Genomic DNA, 26,390 nt, shown 5'->3' with positions numbered 1-26,390 from the left:
GTCTTTAAATTCCTCCGCTCTGCATTACTGTGGCAACGGCAGCTTGGACTGCGCGACGTGGGAGAGGAGGTTTTCCACGGATACGTGCATCACATCGGTAAAGGGCTTCGGATACAGACCCATGAACAACGTCAGTGCGGCGAGCACTGCCAGCATGAAAAATTCGCGGCGGTTGATGTCGACGAGACTTTTCACGTGATCGTTGGCGATCGCGCCGAAGTACACGCGCTTGTACATCCACAGCGTGTAGGCCGCGCCAAGAATCAGCGTGAAGGCCGCGCCGCCTGCGATCCAGAAGTTGTACTGGACGGCAGCCAGAATCACCATGAACTCGCCGACGAAACCGGAGGTACCCGGCAAGCCGCAATTGGCCATCGAGAACAGCATCACGAACGCCGCGAACTTCGGCATTACGTTGACGACACCGCCGTAATCCGCGATCTGACGCGAGTGCATACGGTCGTACAGCACGCCGATGCTCAGGAACATCGCGCCCGACACGAAACCGTGCGAGATCATCTGTACGATCGCGCCTTCCACGCCGAGTTGATTGAAGATGAAGAAGCCGAGCGTCACAAAACCCATGTGCGCGATCGACGAATACGCGACCAGCTTCTTCATGTCGGCCTGCACCATCGCGACCAGACCGATGTAGATCACCGCGATCAGCGACAGCGTGATGACGACCGGCGCCAGGAAGTGGCTCGCGTCCGGCGCGATTGGCAGCGAGAAGCGCACGAAACCGTATGCGCCTAACTTCAGCATGATCGCGGCCAGAACAACCGAGCCGCCGGTCGGTGCTTCCACGTGGGCGTCAGGCAACCACGTGTGAACCGGCCACATCGGCACCTTCACGGCGAAGGCCATGAAGAACGCTATAAATAACAATATCTGCGGGGTCATGCCGATCTGCGCGTTCTGCCACGTAGCCAGATCGAACGTGCCGGTCTGGATGTACAGGTACAGCAATGCGACCAGCATCAGCAGCGAACCCATCAGCGTGTAGAGGAAGAACTTGAACGCCGCGTACACGCGGTTCGCCCCACCCCACACACCGATGATGATGTACATCGGAATCAGCGTCGCTTCGAAGAACACGTAGAACAGCATCCCGTCCGCCGCGCTGAACACGCCGACCATGATGCCGGAGAGGATCAGGAACGAAGCGAGGTACTGCGACACGTTCTTCGTGATGACTTCCCACGCGGAGATCACGACGATCACCGTAATCAATGCGGTCAACACGACGAACCACATCGAGATGCCGTCGACACCGAGGTGGTACGTGATATTGAAGCGCTCGATCCAGTTCGCCTTTTCGACGAACTGCAGATCGGCGGAACTCGAATCAAAACCAGTGATCAGCGGGATCGTCACGATGAAGCTGACGACCGAGCCGATCAGCGCAGTCCAGCGAGCCGGAGCCGGGTTCCGGTCGGAACCGATAGCCAGGACCAGGAGACCTACGAGAATCGGTAACCAGATCGCAATACTGAGAATCGGATAAGCGTGCATTAGTGTCCCTCGCCTTATTTGCCGCCGAGCGTTACAAACAGGGTCAGGAGCCCCAACATGCCGACAATCATGGCAAACGCGTAGTGGTAGATGTAGCCGGATTGGAGGAAGCGGATCACGCCGGCAAACCAGCCGATAAAGCGTGCGCTGCCGTTGACGATACCGTCGATGACCACGACGTCGCCTTCCTTCCAGAGACCACGGCCAATCGCCACGGCGCCCCGCGCAAACACGACTTCGTTGATCTTGTCCATGTAGTACTTATTGTCGAGCAACGTGTAGATCGGACCGAACGCGCGCTTGATGACAGCCGGCAGATCAGGACGAACCAGGTACAGGAACCACGCCACCAGGATACCCGAGAGCGCCAGCCAGACCGGCAGACCTGCGACCGAATGCAGACCCATCGACGCCCACCCCTGGAATTCTTCAGCCATTTCATGCAGCGCAGGATGGTTTGCGCCGATGAAGATCACTTTGTCAAAGGCCACGCCGTGCTGGAAGAAATCGCCGAACAGCAGCGGACCGATACCGATCGCGCCAATCACCACCGACGGAATGGCGAGCAGAACCAGCGGCAACCACACCACCCACGGCGTTTCATGCGGCTCGTGCGCGTGGTCGTCGTGGCCATGGCCATGTGCATCGTGGCCATGTGCAGGGTGAGCGTGCCGCGCGGCTTCAGCGCCCATCGGCGAATCCGGATGCTTCGGATCGCGGAACCGCTCCTTACCGTGGAACACCATGAAGTACATACGGAACGCATACAGCGCAGTGACGAACACGCTCGCCACCACAGCGAAGTACGCGAAACCCGAACCCGGCAGATTCGACAGCTTCACTGCGTCGATGATCGAGTCTTTCGAGTAGAAGCCCGAGAAGAACGGGGTACCGATCAGCGCCAGCGAACCGATCAGCGACGTGATCCACGTGATCGGCATGTACTTGCGCAGGCCGCCCATGTTGCGCATGTCCTGATCGTGATGCATGCCGATGATCACGGAACCCGCGCCGAGGAACAGCAGCGCCTTGAAGAATGCGTGAGTCATCAGGTGGAAAATGGCGACCGGATAAGCCGACACGCCAAGTGCAACCGTCATGTACCCGAGCTGGGACAGCGTCGAGTACGCGACCACACGCTTGATATCGTTCTGGACGATCCCGAGGAAGCCCATGAACAGCGTGGTAATCGCACCAATCACCGTAATGAACGACAGCGCGCTATCCGACAGCTCGAACAACGGCGACATGCGTGCGACCATGAAGATACCGGCCGTCACCATGGTTGCCGCGTGAATCAGTGCGGAAATCGGCGTCGGGCCTTCCATCGAATCCGGCAGCCAGACGTGCAGCGGGAACTGCGCCGACTTACCCATCGCGCCAATGAAGAGGCAAATGCAGGCCACCGTCAGCAGGCCCCAGTCCGTACCGGGGAAACTCAATGCCGCGAGTTCGGTGCGCTTCGCGAACACGTCGCCGTAGTTCATCGAACCGGCGAACGCGAACAGCAGGCCGATGCCGAGCAGGAACCCGAAGTCACCGATGCGATTCACGAGGAACGCTTTCATGTTCGCGTAGATCGCGCTCTCACGGGTGAAATAGAAGCCGATCAGCAGGTACGACACCAGACCCACCGCTTCCCAACCGAAGAACAGCTGCAGGAAGTTGTTGCTCATCACGAGCATCAGCATCGCGAACGTGAACAGCGCGATATAGGAGAAGAAGCGCTGGTAGCCGTCCTCGTCGGCCATGTAGCCGATCGTGTAGATGTGCACCATCAGCGACACGAAGGTCACCACGCACATCATCATCGCCGTCAGCGAGTCGACCAGGAAGCCGATCTCGAACTTCGTCTTGCCGATCACCATCCATTCGTAGACGGTCGCATTGAAACTCGCGCCGTCCATCACCTGGAAGAAGACGATGGCCGAGAGGATGAACGAGATCGCGACGCCAAGAATCGTGACCGAATGCGCGCCGGCTCGCCCTACCGCTTTCCCGAACAGCCCCGCGATCAGGGAGCCGGCCAGCGGTGCCAGCGGAATCGCCAGCAGCAGGTTTTCATTGAGTATCGTTGACATAACCGCTTTACCTGAAATTAACCTTTGAGCTGATCGAGATCCTCGACATTGATCGTGTCGAGGCTACGGAACAGGGTCACCAGAATTGCGAGGCCGATCGCCGCTTCCGCTGCCGCAACCGTGAGCACGAAGAAGACGAAGATCTGGCCATGCACGTCGCCGAGGTAATGCGAGAACGCGACGAAATTGGTGTTCACCGCCAGCAGCATCAGTTCGATCGCCATCAGGATGATGATGACGTTGCGACGATTCAGGAAAATCCCGACGATGCTGATCGCAAACAGGATCGCGCCGAGGACAAGGTAATGAGCAAGGGTCAACATGATTTCTATCTCCTGTCCGCTCAGCTGTTCTTGGCGGGTGCCGAGTCGGCCGCTGCTGCGGCCTCTTCTGCCGCGACGGTCGCCGCGGTCTTTTCCGATGCCATCTTCACGATGCGCACGCGGTCCTGAGCACGCACCTTGACCTGCTCGCTGACGTTCTGGCGCTTGCTGTCTTTCTTATGGCTCGTGGTCAACGCAATCGCGGCGATGATCGCGACCAGCAGCACGAGGCCGGCCACTTCGAACGCAAAGATGTAGTCGGTGTAGATGACCTTGCCGATGATGCGGGTGTTCGACCAGCCGGCCATACCGTTCGCGGCAGCCGTGGTGTCGCGCAGCGCCGTCGCGGTCGCGCCGTAGCCGTGCCACAGGATCAGCGCGGTCTCGATCACGATGATCGCGCCCACCAGCGTCGCCATTGGCACGAAGCGTTTGAAGTCTTTTCGCAGCACGTCGATGTTGATGTCCAGCATCATCACGACGAACAGGAACAGCACCATCACCGCGCCAACGTAGACCAGCACCAGCAGGATCGCGAGGAACTCGGCTTGCAGCAACATCCAGATCGCGGCTGCGTTGAAGAACGCCAGCACCAGAAACAGTGCGGACGATACCGGGTTGCGCGAGGTGATCACCTTCAGCCCTGAAACAACCAGGAGCAGCGCGAAGATGTAGAACAGTACGGTCGTGAATTCCATGATTACCGGTTCATCGTTAGGCCATCGTCAGGCATTGTTCTTTGGCACGTGCGTTTGGCAAAACTGCCAGAACAGCCACACAGGTGCGCCGTGCCGCGGCGGTCAGGCCGCGGCGCTCGGCCCGACAACAGGCCGTGTTATTGCTGCATTTACTGCCGCATTTACCGCTTAACAGAAGCGCTTCAACGATACGGTGCGTCGGCTGCCTTGTTCGCAGCAATCTCCGCTTCATAGCGATCGCCCACGGCCAGCAGCATGTCTTTCGTGAAGTACAGGTCGCCGCGCTTTTCGCCGTGATATTCGAGAATGTGCGTCTCGACGATCGAATCGACCGGGCAGCTTTCTTCGCAGAAACCGCAGAAGATGCACTTGGTCAAGTCGATGTCATATCGCGTAGTACGGCGCGTATTGTCCGCACGGGTTTCCGATTCGATCGTGATGGCGAGCGCCGGGCACACCGCTTCGCACAGCTTGCAGGCGATGCAGCGTTCTTCGCCGTTTTCATAGCGGCGCAGCGCATGCAGGCCGCGGAAACGCGGCGAGATCGGGGTCTTCTCTTCCGGGAACTGCACCGTCACCTTGCGCTGAAACGTATAACGTCCGGTCAGCGCGAGGCCTTTGAGCAGCTCCGTCAGAAAGAAGGTCTTGAAAAAATTTTGGATTGCGGTCATAGGTTCATCCGCCCTTTATTTCCAGATATTCAACGGCGACATGATCCAGAAGCCGACCACCACCAGCCACACCACGCAAACCGGAATGAAAATCTTCCAGCCCAGACGCATGATCTGGTCATAGCGATAGCGCGGGAACGTGGCACGCGCCCAGATGAACACCGACAACAGGAAGAAAACCTTGGCGACGAGCCAAACGATGCCCGGGACAAACGACAGGAAGCCGAACGGTGCGCTCCAGCCGCCGAGGAACAGTGTTGCAGCCAATGCCGAGATCACGATCATGTTGATGTACTCGGCGAGGAAGAACAGCGCGAACGCCATCCCCGAGTAATCGATCATGTGGCCCGCGACGATTTCCGACTCCCCCTCTACCACGTCGAACGGGTGACGGTTCGTTTCGGCGATGCCCGAGATGAAGTACACGACGAACATCGGCAACAGCGGCAGCCAGTTCCACGACAGGAAGTTCAAGCCGTAGCCGGCGAAGATGCCGCGCTCTTGCGAAGTCACGATGTCCGACAGATTCAGGCTGCCCGAGGTCATCAGCACGACGACGAGCGCGAAGCCCATCGAAATTTCGTACGAGACCATCTGAGCTGCAGCGCGCATCGCGCCGAGAAACGCGTACTTCGAGTTGGACGCCCAGCCGGCGAGGATCACGCCGTACACGCCGATCGACGAAATCGCGATCGCGTACAACAGACCTGCGTTGATGTCGCCGAGCACCGCACCCGCCTGGAACGGAATCACTGCCCAGACCGCGAAGGCCGGCACCACCACCATGATCGGCGCGATCAGGTAGATCCAGCGGCTTGCCTGGGCCGGCTGAATCACTTCTTTCAGCAGCAGCTTCAGCACGTCGGCAATCGGCTGCAGCAGACCTGCAGGGCCGACGCGGTTCGGGCCGAGACGCACGTGCATCCAGCCGATCAGCTTACGCTCCCACAGAATCAGGTAAGCCACGCATAGCAGGATCACGACAGCCACCACCAGGATGCGCACCAGCGCCCACACCGTAGGCCATGCCACACCGAGAAGCTGGGTGCCGCCCGAGTTGATCGTATCGAACAAGCTCATTTACGCCTTCTCCACCACCAGTTCACCGAACAGGCTGCCCAGCGCCGCACCGGCAGGCGTAGCCGCCGATACGCGGACGACCGTCTCCGCAAGATTTGCATCGCGCACGGCCGGCAACTGCACCGATTGCTCGCCCTGGCGCACGCGCACTGCGTCGCCTTCTTTCAAACCCAGCTTGTCGAACAGTGCGGCCGGCAGACCGACCGAGTTCGCCGCACGTGCCGCTGCCGTCAGATGCAGCGACTCGGCGCGACGCACCAGCGCATCAGCGTGATAGATCGGCACGTCGGCGATACGCTCGAACTTGCCTTCTGCTGCCTTCACTGCCTTGCCACGTGCAACCGCCACGCCCGTCTTGTTCGACAGACGCGACTTCAACTCGCCGTCGCCGAGTGCCGCCGTGCGCACTTCTTCCGACGTGTCGAATTCGAAGCCCGGCACGCCCAACAAACTGCCCAACACACGCAACACCTTCCATGCCGGACGCGTGTCGCCCAGCGGCCGCACGACGCCGTTGAACGTCTGCACCGTACCTTCGGCGTTGACGAACGTACCGGCCGTTTCCGTGAACGGCGCGATCGGCAGCAATACGTCGGCGTACTCGGCGCCCGTCTGGAACGGCGACATCACGACGACCATTTCAGCCTGCTTCAGCGCGGCCAAAGCCTGCGCCGGATTGGCGGTGTCGAACTCGGGTTCGACGTTCATCAGCACATAAGCCTTGCGCGGTTGCTCGAACACTTCGCGAGCATTCAGGCCACCGTCGCCCGGCAATGCGTTCACGAGATGCGCACCGACCGTGTTGGCTGCTTCCGTGAGGAAACCCAGCGTCGCGCCGGTCGCATCTGCGATCCATTGCGCCGCCGCGTGAATGGCGGCGAAGTCCGGATGACGGACCGCGCCGTTGCCAAGCAACACCACGCGGCGTTCGCCGGTGGCCAGCGACTTCGCTACCTGCTTGTTGGCGTCAGTCGGCTGGGTGCCGGCGAAGGCTTCCGGCAGCGCAGCGCCGTTTGCCTCCGAGACCGCGCCGGCGATACCAGCCAGCGCGCCGAGCCATGCCGACGGCGCTGCAACCACACGTTGCGATTGCGGAATCAGCGCGTCGTCATGGGTGGCTTGCACGAGCGTGAGCTTCGTGCCGCTCTTTGCAGCCTGACGCAGACGCGCTGCGAACAGCGGATGATCACGGCGCAGGTCCGAACCGATCACCAATGCAGCGTCGACGTTCGACAGATCGGCGATCATCGTGCCGAGCCACGGCGCACCGTTGACCGGCGCGGAGAAATCCGACTGACGCAGACGGAAGTCGACGTTCGGCGTGCCCACCGCCTGCGCCAATTGCTTCAACAGGAACAGTTCTTCGACAGTGCTGTGGGCGCTGCCAAGTACGGCCAGCGCGCTCGCGCCATGGTCGCCCTTGATGCCCTTCAGCCCCTTGACCACATATTCAAGCGCGGTCTGCCAGTCGGTCTCGACCCACTTGCCGCCTTGCTTGAGCATCGGCTGCGTCAGACGTTCCGGGCTGTTCAGGCTTTCGTACGAGAAGCGGTCCTTGTCCGAAATCCAGCATTCGTTGATGGATTCGTTTTCGAACGGCAGAACACGCATCACGCGGTTGTTCTTTACTTGCACCACAAGGTTCGCGCCGACGGAATCGTGCGGGCTCACCGACTTGCGGCGCGACAGTTCCCACGTGCGGGCGCTGTAGCGGAACGGCTTGCTTGTCAGCGCGCCGACCGGGCACAGATCGATCATGTTGCCCGACAGTTCGGAGTCGACCGTCTTGCCGACGAACGACGTGATTTCCGAATGCTCGCCGCGGCCCAGCATGCCGAGCTCCATGACGCCGGCGACTTCCTGACCGAAACGGACGCAACGCGTGCAGTGGATGCAACGCGACATTTCTTCCATCGAGATCAGCGGACCGACGTTCTTGTGGAACACGACGCGCTTTTCTTCGCTATAGCGCGACGCCGACTTGCCGTAACCCACTGCCAGATCCTGCAACTGACACTCGCCGCCCTGGTCGCAGATCGGACAATCCAGCGGGTGGTTGATCAGCAGGAATTCCATCACGGATTGCTGGCCCTTCACCGCCTTCTCGGACTTGGTGCGCACGATCATGCCCGCCGACACCGGCGTGGCGCATGCAGGCACGGCCTTCGGCATCTTTTCGACATCGACCAGACACATCCGGCAGTTGGCCGCGATCGACAGCTTCTTGTGATAGCAGAAGTGAGGAATGTACGTGTCGACCTTATGCGCAGCCTGGATCACCATGCTGCCTTCAGGCACCTCTACTTTCTTGCCGTCTATTTCAAGTTCAACCATGATGGTCAATCTTCCTTAACCTGTTACCGCTCAATCGTTCGCCCTGTTCACCGCCCGTTTCAGGCGATGAATCCCGCGGTTGACGTGTTCTGGCGCGTACCTGTTCAGCGTACTTAAGCAGCCACTGTTTCCGCCGCTGCCGCCGCACCGGCGTGACCGCCGACAAGGCAATGCTTATGGGCGACGTGATATTCGAATTCGTCCCAGTAGTGCTTGAGCATGCCGCGCACCGGCATGGCCGCTGCATCGCCGAGCGCGCAAATCGTGCGGCCCATGATGTTTTCAGCGACCGAGTTCAGCAGATCCAGATCTTCCGGACGGCCGAGGCCGTGCTCGATACGATGCACGACGCGGTACAGCCAGCCGGTGCCTTCACGGCACGGCGTGCATTGACCGCAGGACTCTTCGTAATAGAAATACGACAGGCGCAGCAGCGAACGCACCATGCAGCGCGTCTCGTCCATCACGATGACCGCGCCGGAACCGAGCATCGAGCCGGCCTTGGCGATCGAGTCGTAGTCCATGTCGGTCTGCATCATCATCTCGCCGGGGATCACCGGCGCCGACGAACCGCCAGGAATCACGGCCTTGATCTTCTTGCCGCCGCGCATGCCGCCGGCCAGTTCCATCAGCGTCGCGAACGGCGTGCCGAGCGGAATTTCATAGTTGCCCGGACGCTCGACGTCGCCCGCGATGGAGAAAATCTTGGTGCCGCCGTTATTCGGCTTGCCGATTTCGAGGTAATTCTGCGGACCGATTGCGAGCAGGAACGGCACTGCGGCGAACGTCTCGGTGTTGTTGATCGTGGTCGGCTTGCCGTACACGCCAAAGCTCGCCGGGAACGGCGGTTTGAAGCGCGGCTGGCCCTTCTTGCCTTCGAGCGATTCGAGCAGCGCGGTTTCTTCGCCGCAAATGTAGGCGCCGTAACCGTGGTGCGCATGCAGTTCGAACGAGAAGCCCGAACCCATGATGTTGTCGCCGAGGAACCCGGCGCGACGGGCTTCGTCCAACGCTTCTTCAAAGAGCTTGTAGACTTCCCAGATTTCGCCGTGGATATAGTTGTAGCCGACCGTAATGCCCATCGCGTACGCGCCGATGGCCATGCCTTCGATCAGCGAATGCGGATTGAAACGCAGGATGTCGCGGTCTTTGAACGTGCCCGGCTCGCCTTCGTCCGAATTGCAAACGAGGTACTTCTGCCCCGGGAACTGACGCGGCATGAAGCTCCACTTCAGACCGGTCGGGAAGCCCGCACCGCCACGGCCGCGCAGACCCGACGCCTTGACGTCGGCGATCACCTGCTCGGGCGGAATCTTCTCTTCAAGAATGCGGCGCAGCTGGGCGTAACCGCCGCGCGCCACATAGTCTTCGAGATGCCAGTTGTCGCCGTTCAGGCCAGCGAGAATCAACGGTTTGATGTGACGATCGTGTAAAGACGTCATTTCGAAAGTTCCTCGAGCAGCTGGTCGATCTTCGCGCGGCTCATGAAGCTGCACATGCGATGGTTGTTCACCAGCATCACCGGCGCGTCGCCGCACGACCCCATGCACTCACCTTCTTTCAAGGTGAACTTGCCGTCAGCCGTGGTTTCGCCGAAGTCGATGCCGAGCTTCTGCTTCAGATATTCGGCAGCACTGTCGGAACCGCCGTCCGGACCGAGCTGGCACGGCAGGTTCGTGCAGAGCGTGATCTTGTACTTACCAACCGGCGAGGTCTCGTACATCGTGTAGAAGGTAGCCACCTCCTGCACGGCGACCGCCGGCATGCCGAGATAGTCCGCGACGAACTGCATGAGTTCGGGCGACAGCCAGCCATGCTCTTCCTGAGCAGTGGCCAGCGCCGACATCACGGCGGACTGTTTCTGATCGGCGGGGTACTTCGCGATCGCACGATCGATTTCTTTCAGGCCTTCAGCTGAGATCATTTTCAGACACGACTCTTTCAATTCCTACCGAACGAAAACCCGTCGCTCACGTCTTGCCGCGACAGACCCGGCGTTCCTTTGCTTGACGCGCGCTTCGGTGAAAACTGAAGACACACGCCGATGAATACGTCCTAGCGATCTACTTCGCCGAACACGATGTCCTGCGTGCCGATGATCGTCACAGCGTCGGCGATCATGTGGCCGCGCGCCATTTCATCGAGCGCGGACAGGTGAGCGTAGCCCGGTGCGCGGATCTTCAGGCGATACGGTTTGTTCGCGCCGTCCGAGATCAGGTAAATACCGAACTCGCCCTTCGGATGCTCGACCGCTGCGTATGCTTCGCCTTCCGGCACGTGGAAGCCTTCGGTGAAGAGCTTGAAGTGGTGAATCAGCTCTTCCATGTTCGACTTCATGCCCACACGCGACGGCGGAGCAACCTTGTGATTGTCGACCATCACAGGACCAGGATTCTTACGCAGCCACTCAATGCACTGTTTCACAATCCGTGTGGACTGGCGCATTTCTTCGACGCGAACCAGATACCGGTCATAACAATCGCCATTCACGCCGACCGGAATGTCGAAATCCATCTTGTCGTAGACTTCATACGGCTGCTTCTTGCGCAGATCCCACTCGATACCCGAGCCGCGCAGCATGGCGCCGGTCATACCGAGTTGCAGCGCACGTTCCGGGCTGACCACGCCGATACCGACCAGACGTTGTTTCCAGATCCGGTTGTCAGTGAGCAGCGTTTCGTATTCGTCGACGCACTTCGGAAAACGCGTGAAGAAATCGTCGATGAAGTCGAGCAGCGAACCTTGGCGGTTCTCGTTCATCCTCGACAAGGCCTTCGCATTGCGAATCTTCGATGCCTTGTACTGCGGCATTGCGTCCGGCAGATCGCGATACACGCCGCCCGGACGGTAGTAAGCAGCATGCATCCGGGCGCCGGACACCGCTTCGTACACGTCCATCAGGTCTTCACGTTCGCGGAACGCATACAGAAACACGGCCATCGCGCCGACGTCGAGCGCGTGTGCACCGATCCACATCAGGTGGTTCAGCACACGCGTGACTTCGTCGAACATCACGCGAATGTATTGCGCACGAATCGGCACTTCGATGCCGAGCAGCTTCTCAATCGCCATCACGTAGCCGTGCTCGTTGACCATCATCGACACGTAGTCGAGACGGTCCATGTACGGCACGGACTGAATGAACGTTTTGGTTTCCGCGAGCTTTTCGGTCGCGCGATGCAGCAGACCGATGTGCGGATCGGCGCGCTGGATGACTTCGCCGTCGAGTTCGAGCACGAGGCGCAGCACACCGTGCGCGGCCGGGTGCTGAGGGCCGAAGTTGAGCGTGTAGTTCTTGATCTCTGCCATGGCGTTCTCTTAGTGTTTCAGACCGCCATAGCGATCCTCGCGGATCACGCGCGGCGTGATTTCCCGCGGCTCGATCGTCACAGGCTGATAGACGACGCGCTTCTCTTCCGGGTCGTAACGCATTTCGACGTAGCCGGAGACAGGGAAATCTTTACGGAACGGGTGACCAATGAAACCGTAGTCGGTCAGAATGCGGCGCAGGTCCGGGTGACCCTCGAAGACGATGCCGTACAGGTCGAACGCTTCGCGCTCGTACCAGTTGACGGAATTCCAGATATCGACGACGGAGGCGATGATCGGCACTTCGTCGTCCGGCGCGAATACGCGCAGACGCAGACGCCAGTTGTTCTGCACCGACAACAAATGCAGAACGGCCGCAAAACGCGGACCTTCGTATGCGCCATCGGCGTAGGTCTGATAGTCGACGCCGCACAGATCCACGCACTGCTCGAAGCCGAGCGAGCGGTCGTCGCGCAGACGCGTTGCCACATTGAGGTAATCGCTCGCCTTCACGACGATCGTCAACTCACCGATTGCCTCGGTGGTGCTCAACAGGAGGCCGCCAAAGGCCGCCTCGAGGTTCGCTTTCAGGGTCTCGAGTTTGCTTGCCATATTGTGGGGAAGACGTTGGCCTTATTGACGGGCGATTGTGTTGGTGCGGCGGATCTTGGCCTGCAACTGGATCACGCCGTACACCAGTGCTTCCGCCGTAGGCGGGCAACCCGGCACGTAGACGTCGACCGGCACGATCCGATCGCAGCCACGAACCACCGAATACGAGTAGTGGTAGTAGCCGCCGCCGTTTGCGCACGAGCCCATTGAAATCACCCAGCGCGGCTCGGCCATCTGGTCGTAGACCTTGCGTAGAGCCGGCGCCATCTTGTTGCACAGCGTGCCGGCTACGATCATCACGTCCGACTGACGCGGACTCGGACGAAACACCACGCCGAAACGGTCAAGGTCATAACGGGCAGCACCCGCATGCATCATCTCGACCGCGCAGCACGCAAGACCGAACGTCATCGGCCACAACGAGCCGGTGCGCGTCCAGTTGATCAGCTTGTCTGCCGTAGTGGTGACAAACCCTTCCTTCAAGACCCCTTCGATACTCATTTGCTTTCCACTCCAGACGGGGTGGCAAGCCTTGGCCACCCACGCAAACCGGCGATTAATCCATCATTCCCAGTCGAGGCCGCCCTTCTTCCAGATATAGGCAAAGCCCAGCAGGAATTCGAGCAGGAAAATCATCATCGCCATGAAGCCGGGCCAGCCGATATCGCGCAGCGCTACGCCCCACGGGAACAGGAACGCGGTTTCAAGATCGAAAATGATGAAGAGAATGGCGACGAGGTAGTAGCGCACATCGAACTTCATACGCGCATCTTCGAATGCTTCGAAGCCGCACTCGTACGGTGCGTTTTTCTCGGTATCGGGCTTATTGGGACCGAGGATCTTGCCGATACTGACCAGTGCTACGCCTAAACCGGTGCCCACGAGGAGGAACAACAAGACGGGGAAATAGGCTGCGAGGTTCAAGACAATCCTCAATCGGTTGGTTCTGAGTGCCGCCAAGAGCATAGCACTCCTGACGCGAAATCACTTCGGCAACACACATGCCGTAAGCCCAACGCAAGTAGCGCGTCAGAAGTGAAAATGCCAGCCGAAGCGAAGCAAGCGGCTGGCATTAGATAACATTTGGTGCCGACGGCGAGACTCGAACTCGCACAGCTTTCGCCACTACCCCCTCAAGATAGCGTGTCTACCAATTTCACCACGTCGGCACTATATGCAATCCGGGAAAACAACTTATAAAACCCGCGAATCGCTTCAAGACTTAGATTGTAACTGGTCTAAACAGTTTGTTCAACGCACAAAGGCACGCTGAACGAAAATTTATTTCGGCACGTCTGTAGCGGGAACGGACGCGGCCGATGCCGGCAATACTGCCGAACCACCCGCCGGTGCGGATGCAGCGGACGCAGCGACCGGCGCGGTCACCGCCGCGCCAAGCAGGCCTGCGGACGGTTTCGAACGATACGCGCCGAGGTATGTGAGCGTCAGCGTCGTTACAAAAAACACCGCGGCAAGTACCGCCGTTGTACGCGACAGAAAGTTTGCCGAACCGGTCGCACCGAACAGGCTGCCCGATGCGCCACTACCGAAAGCAGCGCCCATATCGGCGCCTTTGCCGTGTTGCAGCAAGACAAGGCCGATGACCCCAAGTGCCGACAACAGCTGAACGACGATAATCAATGTTTTCAAATACAGCATCACACTCACCTGAGTCTTTATTTAACCGCGCCACACAAAGTGTGCCGCGCGGGATTGGGTCATCCTTGCGGAAGCGCCCTGCTTAACTGGCGACGCTCGTCGCGCCGGCCGCCTTGCAGATCGCCAGGAAATCCTGGTCTTTCAACGACGCGCCGCCAATCAGGCCACCGTCGATATCCGGCTGGCGGAACAATTCTTCCGCGTTCTCCGGCTTCACGCTGCCGCCATACAACACCGGTACATCCGCTACCGCCGCGCCCTTTGCCGCAAGACGCGAGCGCAGGAACGCATGCACTGCCTGCGCCTGGTCCGACGTGGCGCTCTTACCCGTACCGATCGCCCAGACCGGCTCGTATGCGACAACGAGGCGCGCCGCATCTTCCGCCGACAATTTCGCCAGCACTTCATCCAGTTGCGCGCCGACCACTTGCTCAGTGGAACCGGCGTCGCGCTCTTCGAGCGTTTCGCCGACGCATACGATCGGCGTCAACCCTGCTTCCAGCGCACGCTGCGTCTTCACCGCGACCAGTTCCGAGCTTTCACGATGGTAGGCGCGGCGCTCCGAATGTCCGACGATCGCCAGCGTTGCAGCGAAATCGACTGCCATCTGCGCCGCCACTTCACCGGTATAGGCGCCGTGCGTGAACGCGGACACGTCCTGCACGCCCCACACGACCCGGCCACCGTCCAGCAACGATTGAGTCTGCGCGAGATACGGACACGGCACACAGACACCGACGCGCACATTGGCCGGCAATTCGCTTGCGCCTTGTGCTACCGCCTGCAACAGCGCTGCGTTCTCGGCGAGGCGCCCGTGCATCTTCCAGTTACCGACTACCAGCTTGGCTCGTTGTTTCGACATCGTCTCGTCTTGTCTTGGCGGCGGACTTGGTTTGCGCTTACAGCCCGCCTTTCGGATTCATGCGGCGTGCGCAAAACGCGCAATTTTACTGCGTGGGGTGGATCGGGTCAAACCAACCGTGTCAAGCGTCCTGACCCCAAGTCAATACGATCTTGCCGACGTGCGTGCTGCTTTCCATCAGCGCATGCGCAGCGGCCGCCTGCGCGGCCGGAAATACACGATGCACCACCGGCTTGATGCGGCCGTCTTCAAGATGCGGCCACACGCGCTCTTTCAACTGCGCGGCGATCTTCGCCTTGAATTCGATCGGCCGCGGACGCAACGTCGAACCGGTCACCGTCAAACGGCGCCGCAGCACTTCGTTCAGATTCAACTCCGCCTTCGCGCCACCCAGCAATGCGATCAGCACGATACGGCCGCCGTCGGCCAACGCGGTCAGCTCACGCGGCACATAACTGCCCGCCACCATGTCGAGGATGACATCGACACCGCGATCGTTCGTCAGCGACTTGATGACCTCGACGAAATCTTCAGTCTTGTAGTTGATCGCCCGTTCGGCGCCCAACGCTTCACACGCACGGCATTTTTCATCCGACCCAGCCGTGGCGAACACGCGAAAGCCGAGCGCGTGCGCGATCTGGATCGCCGTCACGCCAATGCCGCTCGAACCGCCCTGCACCAGCAGCGTTTCATTCGGGGCACCTTCGCCCTTGCCCAGTTGCGCACGGTCGAACACATTGCTCCATACCGTGAAGAATGTTTCCGGCAGCGAAGCTGCCTCGACATCCGACAAACCCGTCGGCACCGGCAAACACTGCAGCAGCGGCGCGGTCGCATATTCCGCGTAACCGCCGCCTGCCAGCAGCGCGCACACGCGATCGCCGACTTTCAGACCGAACGGATTGTTTTTCTCGTCGAGCGTGCCGCCAACGATCTCACCCGCCACCTCCAGTCCCGGCAGATCCGAAGCGCCCGGCGGCGGCGCATAGCCACCTTTGCGCTGGAACACGTCCGGACGGTTGATGCCGGACGCCGCCACCTTGATCAGCACCTCGCCCGCTTTCGGCTGCGGCATGGGCCGCTCCGCGAGCTTCAGGACTTCCGGCGCACCAAATTCGGTGATTTCGATCGCTTTCATCTGCGTCAACTCCAAGATTGGATTGCGTTGCCTACCGACATGAAGCGGCACGAATCGTCCGAACCGCGACGGAGCGCTTCATGCATACAGAGTACCCGCTTGTGGTCACTTGCACCCGTCTGCATCCATTTGCAGCGCAATCCACCCTGCACCCTTCATGAAAAACGGCCGGCGCGCATTCGCGCTGCCGGCCGTCGCCCTGCTACCGCATTACTGCGGCGTCGGTTCGCCTTGCGGCGCGCCGTTCGAGGCATCGTTCAGCAACGCCTTGGCCGACAAACGCACACGACCCTTTTCGTCCGTCTGGATGACCTTGACCTTCACTTGCTGGCCGTCCTTCAGGTAGTCGTTGATGTCCTTGATACGCTCGTTGGCGATTTCGGAGATGTGCAGCAGACCGTCCTTGCCCGGCAGGATGTTCACGATCGCGCCGAAATCGAGCAGCTTGAGCACGGTGCCTTCGTACACCTGGCCCACTTCGACTTCCAGCGTGATGTTCTCGATACGCTTCTTCGCTTCGGCCATCCCTTCGCTGCTCGTGCTGGCGATGGTGACGACACCGTCGTCCGAAATATCGATCGTCGTGCCGGTTTCTTCGGTCAGCGCGCGGATCACCGAACCACCCTTGCCGATCACGTCGCGGATCTTTTCCGGATTGATCTTGATGGTGATCATGCGCGGTGCGAACTCGGAGAGTTGCGTGTTCGCGCCCGACACAGCCGAGGTCATCTTGCCGAGAATGTGCATACGGCCTTCCTTCGCTTGCGCGAGGGCGACCTGCATGATTTCCTTGGTGATGCCCTGGATCTTGATGTCCATCTGCAGGGCGGTCACGCCCTGTTCCGTACCCGCTACCTTGAAGTCCATGTCGCCGAGGTGATCTTCGTCGCCGAGGATGTCGGTCAGCACGGCGAAGCGATTACCTTCGAGGATCAGGCCCATGGCGATGCCGGCGACGTGTGCCTTCATCGGCACGCCGGCGTCCATCAGCGCGAGGCAGCCGCCGCACACCGAAGCCATCGACGACGAACCATTCGATTCGGTGATTTCCGACACGACGCGAATCGAGTAGCCGAATTCGTCAGCGCTCGGCAGGCATGCCGCCAGTGCGCGCTTGGCCAGACGGCCATGACCGATTTCACGGCGCTTCGGCGAACCGACGCGGCCCGTTTCGCCGGTCGCGAACGGAGGCATGTTGTAGTGGAGCATGAAGCGCTCGCGGTACTCGCCTTCGAGCGCGTCGATGTTCTGCTCGTCGCCCTTGGTGCCCAGCGTTGCGACAACCAGTGCCTGCGTTTCGCCACGCGTGAACAGTGCCGAACCGTGCGTACGCGGCAATACGCCGGTGCGGATTTCGATCGGGCGCACGGTGCGCGTGTCGCGGCCGTCGATACGCGGCTCGCCGTTCAGGATCTGGGTACGGACGATCTTTGCTTCGATGTCGAACAGCACGTTGCCGATGGTTGCCTTGTCGGCGGCCACCGTACCGCTGGCCGCCGCATCTTGCTCGAGGCCAGCCGACGTCGCTGCGTAGACTTCCTTCAGCTTGGCCGAACGCGCCTGCTTGTCGCGGATCTGATAAGCGGCGAGCAGATTGGCTTCCGCCAGGTCCGTCACGCGGGCAATCAGCGGCTCGTTCTTCGCAGCGGGCTTCCAGTCCCATTCCGGCTTGCCGCCTTCGCGGACCAGCTCATGGATCGCGTCGATCGCGATCTGCATCTGTTCGTGGCCGAACACCACGGCGCCGAGCATCACTTCTTCGGTCAGCTGTTGCGCTTCCGATTCCACCATCAGCACCGCGCGTTCCGTACCGGCGACGATCAGGTCGAGCGCCGATTCCTTCATCTGCGGACGCGTCGGGTTCAACACGAATTCGTTGTTGATGTAGGCCACGCGTGCTGCGCCGACCGGGCCGTTGAACGGCAGACCGGAAATGGCGAGCGCCGCCGACGCGCCGATCAGCGCGGGAATGTCAGCGGGGATTTCCGGGTTCAGCGACAGGACGTGGATCACGACCTGAACTTCGTTATAGAAGCCTTCCGGGAACAGCGGGCGCAGCGGACGATCGATCAGGCGCGAGGTCAGCGTTTCGCCTTCCGACGGACGGCCTTCGCGACGGAAGAAGCCACCCGGAATCTTGCCGGCGGCGTAGGTCTTTTCGAGGTAATCGACGGTCAGCGGGAAGAAGTCCTGACCCGGCTTGGCGGTCTTGGCGCCGACCACGGTAGCCAGCACAACGGTATCTTCGATGTCGACGATCACGGCACCGCTCGCCTGACGAGCGACTTCGCCCGTTTCGAGGCGGACGTTGTGTTGTCCCCACTTAAATTCTTTGACGATCTTGTTGAACATAGTCATTGCTTTTCCTCATCGTTATGCCGCGCGGACCAGAAGCGGCGCGGCAACGCCAGGACCGGCGCCGCATGGGAAGAGGAGTGTTATGCCATTCCAGAGAACCACGCCCTACGTTGCGTACGTGCGCGAACCGCTGGAATGACACAAAGCTCTGCCCTGAAGCCCGGCCGTATTTCTGTTTTTTGCTGCCCTTTTACTGCTTTTCCTGTTAGCCGCTGCATGAATCGTCACGCTGCCGCAGCCGACAGGCGGTGCGCCTCACATGAAGCGCACCGTGCAAAAACAAAATGCCTGTATCAGTGGAACTGACACAGGCATCTTGCTGAACGACTGGCCGATTACTTACGCAGACCCAGCTTCTCGATCAGTGCGCGGTAACGATCCGCGTCCTTACCCTTCAGGTAGTCGAGCAGCTTACGACGGCGGCTCACCATGCGCAGCAGACCGCGGCGGCTGTGGTGATCTTTCGTGTGTGCCTTGAAGTGAACGGTCAGTTCGTTGATGCGGGTCGTGAGCAGCGCGACCTGAACTTCGGGGGAGCCGGTGTCGTTAGCTGCGCGTGCGAATTGCGCAACGACTTCGGACTTCTTGCTTGTTTCAACTGCGGACATGTCGATTTCCTTAAGAACTAGACAGGCGGTCACGGAAGAAAGGCCGTGCCGTGGGTTACCCGTGCGCGCATGACAACCATGCCTCACAAGGGACGCGTATTGTAGCACAGCCCAATCCGGCCGCGAACCCGGCTGCGCCGGGCCGGATCATGGGCGCGTTGCCGTTGCTCAAGGCCCGCTTTACGGACGTTTCATCTTGCACACGGTCGGCGGGACGGTACGCGCGGCCGGCAACGCCAGTACCGTGCGGAAACCGTATCCGGAGCCTTCGTTGTCGAAATGCACGCCCGGCGTGCCAGCCTTATCCATCTCCATGACGTAAAGGGGCTGGATCAACTGGTGGTCCTCGGCGCGCATCCACGACGCGTGGAAACCGTTGTCGAATTTGCTGCCTTCGAGTGCTTTGGCGACAGCCGTCGGGTCAGCGCTACCGGCGCGGTTCATCGCCGCGGCGAGCGCTTCGATCATCAACGGCATGCGCAGTACCGGGTAATCGTCCCGCGCAGCCGGGAAACGGGCCCGGAACGCCGCGTACCAGGCGTCGGAGGCCGCGCCGCCGGCATTCGGATGCCAGTCGGCTACCGCGATCACACGCTTGACGCCGGCGTCACCCAACGCAGCAGGCGCGCCAAGACTGTTGCCATAGAACGTGTAGAACCTGGTATCCAGGCCCTGCTCCCTTGCCGCCTTGACGAGCAGTGTCAGATCGTTGCCCCAGTTGCCGGTGATGACTGCGTCCGCGCCGCTCGTGCGGATCTTGGCGATGTACGGCGCAAAGTCCTTTACGCGACCGATCGGATGAAATTCGTCACCAACGACCGCAATATCGGGCCGCTTCGTAGCCAGCGTCGAACGCGCGAGGCTGCTGACATCGTGGCCAAAGCTGTAGTCCTGATTCAACAGATAGACCTTCTTCACCGCTTTGTCGCGCTGGATCACGTCAGCCAGCGCATCCATACGCATGCCCGCGTGCGCGTCGAAGCGAAAGTGCCAGAAGCTGCAATTGGCGTTGGTGAGGGCGGGATCGTCGGCGGAATAGTTGAGGAACAGTTCGCGATTGCCCGGCTCGCGGCTGTTCTGCTTGTCGATCGCGCCGATCAGCGCCGCGGCGACCGCCGAACTGTTGCCTTGCATGATGAAACCGATGTGCTGGTCAGCGGCGGCGCGCAATTGCACCAAGGCCTCTTCGGTGCTGCCCTTGCTGTCGAGCACAACCAGTTCGAGCGGATGCGCGCCGTCGGCGAGCTTCACCCCGCCTTGGGCGTTCACCTGTTCGACGCCGAAGCGCAAATTGCGCTCCACCGCCGCGCCCGCGTTCGCGAAGGGACCGGACATGCCTTCGATCAGCGCGAGCTGAATCGGCGTGCCCATGGGGCTGGTTGCCGGCTTGCCAGCCTGACTGGATGCCGTTTCGCCCGCAGCGTGAGCCACCGCCGCGGCCATCGAAACCGCCACCAGCGTTGCCGCTGCCACCCGTTGCCACTTCGCCATGGTCATTGCCCCGCTTGAATCGTCGAAGCGCGGATCATAGGGCGTTCACGGCGGAATAAGCAAGCCGGCGAATCCGTTACCGTGTTTCCAGCGGGGGCTTGTACGAAGCACAAATCTTTTGCAGCCGACCGTGTCAAAATAATGTGTCTCGATGATAAAAACCGCTACCTCAAATGCCATCGGAGGAATTCATGTTCAACCGCCACCCATCCACGGCGGCCTCGATCGAAGCGCCGCCCGCAACGGGCCTGCGCCGCGCCGCACTCGTCTGCCTGAGCGCGCTCACGCTCACGGTTGCGCTTGCCGGCTGCGCGCAGCCATGGCAGCAATACAGCCAAGGCGCGGACGAATCGACCATCGTCGCCCGCCTTGGCGCGCCGCGTGAAAGCTATGATCTGCCCAACGGCGGCAAGCGGCTGATGTGGCCGACCCAGCCAATGGGCGAAACCACCACCGCCGCGGACATCGACGCCTCCGGCAAGATCGTCACGGTGCGCCAGGTGCTCCAGCCCAACGAGTTCTACCGGGCGGAAATCGGCAAGTGGACGAAGAGCGACGTGCTGGTGAACTTCGGCCGCCCGGTCGAAACTTCGTACTTCCCCTTGATGAAGCGCGAGGTCTGGACGTATCGCTATCTGGAAGACAACGTCTGGTACATGATGTACAGCTTTTATTTCGACGATCAGGGCATTGTGCGGCTCACGCAGAAAACACCTGATCCGCTGCACGATCCGGATCGGCGCAGCCTGTTCTGAGCGCCTGCTCGCACCAATGCGCATGGATCCACGAAGCCGCCTCCTCAGGCGGCTTTTTCGCCTCGGTTTAGCGTGTGCCCTTCAAGGCACGCGGCACGGTGAAGAGAAATCACCACAAAAACAAGAAGCCCCATGCTTTTTTTCAGGGCACGGGGCTTCTCGTCAATCTGCATGAGCGGGCACGCGACCAGCGTGCCCTCCCCATCACTCCGAACGTTGCGGATTCAACTTATCCACGTTCGAATACAGCTTGTTCAGCGCCGAGATATACGCCTTCGCCGAAGCGGCGACGATATCCGGATCGGTGCCGACGCCGTTGACGATGCGTCCGCTCTTCGACAAGCGCACGGTCACTTCGCCCTGCGCCTGCGTACCGGTAGTGATGGCGTTCACCGAGTACAGCAGCAGTTCCGACCCGCTACCCACTTCCGTTTCGATCGCATTGAGCGTGGCATCCACCGGACCGTTGCCGCGCGCTTCACCCGTCACTTCCTTGCCTTCAACCGAGAACACGATCTTCGCGTGCGGCTGCTCGCCCGTTTCCGAATGCTGCGACAGTGACAGGAACTTGTAGTGCTCCCTCTCCTGCGCTTCAGCCGATTCTTCAGTGACGATCGCGATGATGTCTTCGTCGAAAATTTCCGACTTGCGATCGGCCAGTTCCTTGAAGCGTGCGAACGCGGTATTCAGTTCACCTTCGCTATCGAGCGCGATGCCCAGTTCCTGCAAACGCTGCTTGAATGCATTCCGACCCGACAATTTGCCGAGCACGATCTTGTTCGCGCTCCAGCCGACGTCTTCGGCACGCATGATTTCGTACGTGTCGCGCGCTTTCAGCACGCCGTCCTGGTGAATGCCCGATGCGTGCGCGAACGCGTTCGCGCCGACCACCGCCTTGTTCGGCTGCACGACGAAACCGGTGATCTGCGACACCAGCTTCGAAGCCGGCACGATCTGCGTGGTATCGAGACCGATATCGAGGCCGAAGTAATCCCTGCGGGTCTTCACGGCCATCACGATTTCTTCGAGCGACGTATTGCCCGCGCGCTCGCCCAAACCATTGATCGTGCACTCGACCTGACGCGCGCCGCCGATCTGCACGCCGGCCAGCGAGTTCGCCACCGCCATGCCAAGGTCGTTATGGCAATGCACCGAGAACACGGCTTTATGCGAGTTCGGAATGCGCTCGCGCAGCGTCTTCACCAACTGGCCGTACAGTTCCGGCACGCCATACCCGACGGTGTCCGCGATGTTGATGGTGGTCGCGCCTTCGGCGATCACCGCTTCCAGCACGCGGCACAGGAAATCCATGTCCGAACGGCTGCCGTCTTCCGGCGAAAACTCGACGTCGTCCGTAAACTTGCGGGCGAAACGCACGGCCAGCTTCGCCTGTTCGAACACCTGGTCCGGCGTCATGCGCAGCTTCTTTTCCATGTGCAGCGGCGACGTGGCGATGAACGTGTGGATGCGGAAATGATCGGCCGGCTTGAGTGCGTCAGCCGCGCGTTGGATGTCTTTGTCGTTCGCACGAGCCAGCGAGCAGATCGTGCTGTCCTTGATCAGGCCCGCGATGGTCTGGATCGAATCGAAGTCGCCGTTCGAGCTGGCCGCAAAGCCCGCTTCGATCACGTCCACCTTCATCCGTTCGAGCTGCTTTGCGATACGGATTTTTTCTTCCTTCGTCATCGACGCGCCGGGCGATTGTTCGCCGTCACGCAACGTGGTGTCGAATATGATCAGTTTGTCGGCCATGTCGGGTCTCCTGAGGAGTCGGTCAATTGTGGGGATCGGATAGTGGAATTCGGGCGTTTGCGCCACCGCTGGCGACGCTAAACCACAGACGAGGCAGACGGAAGGCGGAAAAACGATCAGCGCGTTAGACGCGCCAGCATTAGTGCGCTTAGGGGTGCGCCGGCTTGTCGAGGCTCGAGTTGCAGCTCAAATGGGAACGTGAACGCATTCATCGAACGACTATAGCGGCATTCCCGTCATCGTGCAATTGGCGTCAGACCTGCCCGCCGCGGGCCGCAGGACGGACTTGAAAATCGAAAAACGGCAACCCTGAGGCTGCCGTTTTTTCATGTCGCGGGCACGCAGCGAGCGTATTGCCGTTACCTGTCCCGCACAACCGACCGAGCCGGATTGGCCCTGCCCCGCAGTGCCTGGTAGCCCCAGAACACATAACCCGACAGACCGTACAGCACGAACAGGCCGAACAGCATCAGCGGCGGATCGGACGAGACCAGCACGAACGCCACCACCACCAGCAGAATCACGCCGAACGGCACGCGATGCCGCACGTCGAGCGCTTTACCGCTGTAGAACGGCGCGTTCGACACCATCGTCACACCGGCGTAGATGGTCAGCACGAAGGCGACCCACGGCAGCCACACCAGCTTGAGCGGCACGCGGTTATCGGTGGCGAGCCACACGAAACCGGCGATCAGCGCCGCGGCAGCCGGGCTCGGCATACCCTGAAAGAAACGCTTGTCGACCACGCCGATGTTCGTGTTGAAGCGCGCGAGACGCAACGCCGCGCCCGAACAGTAGACGAACGCCGCAAGCCAGCCCCAGCGGCCGAGGTCCTTCAGGATCCACTCGTACATGACGAGCGCCGGCGCCACGCCGAACGACACCATGTCCGAGAGGCTGTCGAACTGCTCACCGAACGCGCTTTGTGTGTGCGTCATACGGGCGACGCGGCCGTCCATGCCGTCGAGCACCATGGCCACGAAGATCGCGATCGCCGCGATTTCGAAGCGCACGTTCATCGCCTGCACCACGGCAAAGAAGCCGCAGAAAAGCGCGGCGGTAGTGAACGCGTTCGGCAGCAGGTAAATGCCGCGCTTTCTCAGGAACTGCTGACGCTGGGCGCGCCGGCTATCGACTGCCACCGACTCCGTCGCGATCGGCTTATTTCGGCGAAACGGACGTGGCAGCGGTCCACTGCTGCGGGGGCGACGCGGTTTGAATGCGGCCATTCGGAAAACCTCCTTGATGCCGCTTTATAGTTCAGCGAGGATCGTGGACGACGCGGAAACCTTCTCGCCGATCGACACACGCGGACGGCTGCCAACCGGCAGATACACGTCGACGCGCGAGCCAAAACGGATAAATCCATAACGTTGACCACGTGTGAGCGGCTCACCAGCTCTTACGTAGCAAAGAATGCGCCGCGCGATCAAACCGGCGATCTGAACCGAGGTGACGGTCTGTCCGCTGGCCATTTCGATGACCAGCGCATTGCGTTCGTTTTCGGTCGAAGCCTTGTCCACCGCCGCATTCAGATACGCGCCCGGGAAATATTCGACCCTGGAAATCGCACCATCCACCGGCGAGCGCTGCGAGTGGACGTTGAAGACGTTCATGAACACGCTGATTTTCAGCGCTTCACGGTTGGCATACGGATCATGCGCGGTTTCGACTGCGACGATACGGCCGTCGGCCGGGCACAGTACGGCGTTCGCCTGAGTCGGAATCGGACGTGCCGGATCGCGGAAGAACTGGACAACGAAGATCAGGATCAGCCAGAACAGCCATGCAAAGCCGAACCCCGCGAAGGCGTGAACCAGTAATGCAACGACGGCCGCGATGGCGATGAACGGCCAGCCTTCTCGCGCGATGATCGGATGAGGGTAATTCATGGATGGCTTCTGTATTTTTGTAAAACCGTAGGATAGCAAAAGCCGCCCAGGGTTCAGCACCCTTGGACGGCTTTTTGATTTGTCCGGCTAATACGACACGGCGGCGGCAGTGCGCCGCGCCGGACACGAGCCAGGACTCGCTTAGTTCTTCGACTGATCGACCAGCTTGTTTGCAGCGATCCACGGCATCATCGAACGCAGCTTCGCACCAACCGTTTCGATCTGGTGTTCGGCGGTCAGACGGCGGCGCGATTGCAGCGTCGGCGCGCCGGCCTTGTTTTCGATGATGAAGCTCTTCGCGTACTCGCCGGTTTGAATGTCCGTCAGCACAGCCTTCATCGCCTTCTTCGTTTCAGCCGTCACGATCCGCGGACCCGTCACGTACTCGCCGTATTCGGCGTTGTTCGAAATCGAGTAGTTCATGTTCGCGATGCCGCCTTCGTAGATCAGGTCGACGATCAGCTTCAGTTCGTGCAGGCACTCGAAGTACGCCATTTCCGGCGCGTAGCCCGCTTCCACCAGCGTTTCGAAGCCAGCCTTGATCAGGTCGACCGTACCGCCGCACAGCACGGCTTGTTCGCCGAACAGGTCGGTTTCGGTTTCTTCGCGGAAGTTCGTTTCGATGATGCCGGCACGGCCGCCGCCGTTCGCTGCTGCGTACGACAAAGCGATGTCACGTGCTGCGCCCGACTTGTCTTGCGCAACGGCGATCAGGTGGGGCACGCCGCCACCTTGCGAGTACGTGCCGCGAACCGTGTGGCCCGGCGCCTTCGGCGCGATCATGATCACGTCGAGGTCGGCACGCGGGATCACTTGACCGTAGTGCACGTTGAAGCCGTGCGCGAAAGCCAGCGCTGCGCCTTGCTTGATGTTGGCGTGCACTTCTTTTGCGTAGACTTCGGCGATCTGCTCGTCCGGCAGCAGCATCATGACGACGTCCGCACCCTTGACGGCTTCCGCCACTTCCTTGACTTGCAGGCCGGCGTTCTCAGCCTTGCTCCACGATGCGCCGCCCTTGCGCAGACCGACCGTGATGTTCACGCCGCTTTCCTTCAGGTTCAGCGCGTGAGCATGGCCTTGCGAGCCGTAGCCGATGATGGTGACTTGCTTGCCCTTGATAAGGGAGAGGTCGGCGTCCTTGTCGTAGAAAACTTTCATGTCGGTTCCTTGGCTAAATTCGGTGAAGTCAGTGAAATACAAATATTGCGAATGGTGTGTTGCCTGGCCGGGATAGTACGAGCCGCCCGGCCCC

General features: G+C 60.5%; 24 protein-coding genes and 1 tRNA gene. 1 reads left to right on the top strand and 24 read right to left on the bottom strand.

What is annotated here, in order from left to right; translation table 11 throughout:
- Positions 1-24: 24 nt before the first annotated feature.
- The 20 genes from ACAX43_RS22430 to ACAX43_RS22335 form a co-directional block, all read right to left on the bottom strand.
- Positions 25-1,515 carry an NADH-quinone oxidoreductase subunit M gene (locus tag ACAX43_RS22430; RefSeq protein ID WP_370710600.1) on the bottom strand — a complete coding sequence of 497 codons (1,491 nt, stop codon included), beginning with the start codon at positions 1,513-1,515 and terminating at the stop codon, positions 25-27.
- A gap of 14 nt (positions 1,516-1,529) precedes the next feature.
- A complete protein-coding gene (nuoL, locus tag ACAX43_RS22425; protein WP_370710599.1) occupies positions 1,530-3,596 on the bottom strand; it encodes an NADH-quinone oxidoreductase subunit L in 2,067 nt (688 codons plus the stop codon).
- Between the two features lie 17 nt (positions 3,597-3,613).
- Entirely contained in the window at positions 3,614-3,919 is a 306-nt protein-coding gene (gene nuoK, locus ACAX43_RS22420; protein WP_006052894.1) for an NADH-quinone oxidoreductase subunit NuoK, read from the bottom strand.
- A gap of 20 nt (positions 3,920-3,939) precedes the next feature.
- Positions 3,940-4,617 carry an NADH-quinone oxidoreductase subunit J gene (locus tag ACAX43_RS22415; protein ID WP_370710598.1) on the bottom strand — a complete coding sequence of 226 codons (678 nt, stop codon included), beginning with the start codon at positions 4,615-4,617 and terminating at the stop codon, positions 3,940-3,942.
- 182 nt (positions 4,618-4,799) lie between these two features.
- Complete coding sequence (gene nuoI, locus ACAX43_RS22410; protein ID WP_012432383.1) at positions 4,800-5,288, bottom strand: NADH-quinone oxidoreductase subunit NuoI; 489 nt, start codon at positions 5,286-5,288, stop codon at positions 4,800-4,802.
- 15 nt (positions 5,289-5,303) lie between these two features.
- A complete protein-coding gene (gene nuoH / locus ACAX43_RS22405; protein ID WP_115102490.1) occupies positions 5,304-6,368 on the bottom strand; it encodes an NADH-quinone oxidoreductase subunit NuoH in 1,065 nt (354 codons plus the stop codon).
- The gene (gene nuoG, locus ACAX43_RS22400) at positions 6,369-8,702 is read right to left on the bottom strand and encodes an NADH-quinone oxidoreductase subunit NuoG (RefSeq protein WP_370710597.1); all 2,334 of its coding nucleotides are present in this window, start codon (positions 8,700-8,702) and stop codon (positions 6,369-6,371) included.
- A gap of 113 nt (positions 8,703-8,815) precedes the next feature.
- Complete coding sequence (gene nuoF, locus ACAX43_RS22395; protein WP_370710596.1) at positions 8,816-10,144, bottom strand: NADH-quinone oxidoreductase subunit NuoF; 1,329 nt, start codon at positions 10,142-10,144, stop codon at positions 8,816-8,818.
- Positions 10,141-10,626 (bottom strand): NADH-quinone oxidoreductase subunit NuoE, encoded by a 486-nt coding sequence (gene nuoE / locus ACAX43_RS22390; protein ID WP_054034960.1) that lies wholly within the window; start codon positions 10,624-10,626, stop codon positions 10,141-10,143. The genes nuoF and nuoE overlap by 4 nt, the downstream gene beginning before the upstream one ends.
- Before the next feature lie 131 nt (positions 10,627-10,757).
- Positions 10,758-12,011, bottom strand: coding sequence for an NADH-quinone oxidoreductase subunit D (locus tag ACAX43_RS22385; RefSeq protein WP_370710595.1), 1,254 nt, complete (start codon positions 12,009-12,011; stop codon positions 10,758-10,760).
- Between the two features lie 9 nt (positions 12,012-12,020).
- Positions 12,021-12,623, bottom strand: coding sequence for an NADH-quinone oxidoreductase subunit C (locus ACAX43_RS22380; protein ID WP_370710594.1), 603 nt, complete (start codon positions 12,621-12,623; stop codon positions 12,021-12,023).
- A gap of 21 nt (positions 12,624-12,644) precedes the next feature.
- A complete protein-coding gene (locus ACAX43_RS22375) occupies positions 12,645-13,124 on the bottom strand; it encodes an NADH-quinone oxidoreductase subunit B family protein (RefSeq protein ID WP_006052903.1) in 480 nt (159 codons plus the stop codon).
- Between the two features lie 63 nt (positions 13,125-13,187).
- A complete protein-coding gene (locus ACAX43_RS22370) occupies positions 13,188-13,547 on the bottom strand; it encodes an NADH-quinone oxidoreductase subunit A (protein ID WP_013587773.1) in 360 nt (119 codons plus the stop codon).
- 160 nt (positions 13,548-13,707) lie between these two features.
- Positions 13,708-13,792: transfer RNA gene (locus tag ACAX43_RS22365), tRNA-Leu, on the bottom strand.
- A 112-nt stretch (positions 13,793-13,904) separates the two neighbouring features.
- The gene (secG, locus tag ACAX43_RS22360; protein ID WP_370710593.1) at positions 13,905-14,282 is read right to left on the bottom strand and encodes a preprotein translocase subunit SecG; all 378 of its coding nucleotides are present in this window, start codon (positions 14,280-14,282) and stop codon (positions 13,905-13,907) included.
- Between the two features lie 82 nt (positions 14,283-14,364).
- The gene (gene tpiA, locus ACAX43_RS22355) at positions 14,365-15,144 is read right to left on the bottom strand and encodes a triose-phosphate isomerase (RefSeq protein ID WP_370710591.1); all 780 of its coding nucleotides are present in this window, start codon (positions 15,142-15,144) and stop codon (positions 14,365-14,367) included.
- Positions 15,145-15,265: 121 nt separating this feature from the next.
- The gene (locus ACAX43_RS22350) at positions 15,266-16,282 is read right to left on the bottom strand and encodes an NAD(P)H-quinone oxidoreductase (protein ID WP_370710590.1); all 1,017 of its coding nucleotides are present in this window, start codon (positions 16,280-16,282) and stop codon (positions 15,266-15,268) included.
- Between the two features lie 210 nt (positions 16,283-16,492).
- Positions 16,493-18,640, bottom strand: a complete 2,148-nt coding sequence (gene pnp / locus ACAX43_RS22345) for a polyribonucleotide nucleotidyltransferase (RefSeq protein WP_370710589.1) — start codon at positions 18,638-18,640, stop codon at positions 16,493-16,495.
- A gap of 335 nt (positions 18,641-18,975) precedes the next feature.
- Entirely contained in the window at positions 18,976-19,248 is a 273-nt protein-coding gene (rpsO, locus tag ACAX43_RS22340) for a 30S ribosomal protein S15 (protein WP_011487489.1), read from the bottom strand.
- 180 nt (positions 19,249-19,428) lie between these two features.
- Positions 19,429-20,745, bottom strand: a complete 1,317-nt coding sequence (locus ACAX43_RS22335) for a branched-chain amino acid ABC transporter substrate-binding protein (RefSeq protein ID WP_370710588.1) — start codon at positions 20,743-20,745, stop codon at positions 19,429-19,431.
- A gap of 185 nt (positions 20,746-20,930) precedes the next feature.
- On the opposite strand from ACAX43_RS22335, the gene ACAX43_RS22330 reads away from it, so the two are divergent.
- Positions 20,931-21,494 (top strand): hypothetical protein, encoded by a 564-nt coding sequence (locus ACAX43_RS22330; RefSeq protein ID WP_370710587.1) that lies wholly within the window; start codon positions 20,931-20,933, stop codon positions 21,492-21,494.
- Between the two features lie 204 nt (positions 21,495-21,698).
- Here ACAX43_RS22330 and ACAX43_RS22325 read toward each other — a convergent pair whose 3' ends face one another.
- The 4 genes from ACAX43_RS22325 to ilvC form a co-directional block, all read right to left on the bottom strand.
- Positions 21,699-23,246 carry a 2-isopropylmalate synthase gene (locus ACAX43_RS22325; protein ID WP_370710586.1) on the bottom strand — a complete coding sequence of 516 codons (1,548 nt, stop codon included), beginning with the start codon at positions 23,244-23,246 and terminating at the stop codon, positions 21,699-21,701.
- 359 nt (positions 23,247-23,605) lie between these two features.
- Positions 23,606-24,475 carry a CDP-diacylglycerol--serine O-phosphatidyltransferase gene (gene pssA / locus ACAX43_RS22320; protein ID WP_370710585.1) on the bottom strand — a complete coding sequence of 290 codons (870 nt, stop codon included), beginning with the start codon at positions 24,473-24,475 and terminating at the stop codon, positions 23,606-23,608.
- A gap of 24 nt (positions 24,476-24,499) precedes the next feature.
- Entirely contained in the window at positions 24,500-25,138 is a 639-nt protein-coding gene (locus ACAX43_RS22315; protein WP_370710584.1) for a phosphatidylserine decarboxylase, read from the bottom strand.
- 141 nt (positions 25,139-25,279) lie between these two features.
- On the bottom strand, positions 25,280-26,296 hold the full coding sequence (gene ilvC / locus ACAX43_RS22310; RefSeq protein ID WP_012432364.1) for a ketol-acid reductoisomerase: 1,017 nt from the start codon (positions 26,294-26,296) through the stop codon (positions 25,280-25,282).
- Positions 26,297-26,390 lie beyond the last annotated feature (94 nt).

It is taken from the genome of Paraburkholderia sp. IW21, from assembly GCF_041321145.1.
Classification (GTDB): Bacteria; Pseudomonadota; Gammaproteobacteria; order Burkholderiales; family Burkholderiaceae; genus Paraburkholderia.
The sequence above is the reverse complement of the archived record's forward strand: the minus strand, read 5'-3'. Positions and strand labels throughout refer to the sequence as shown.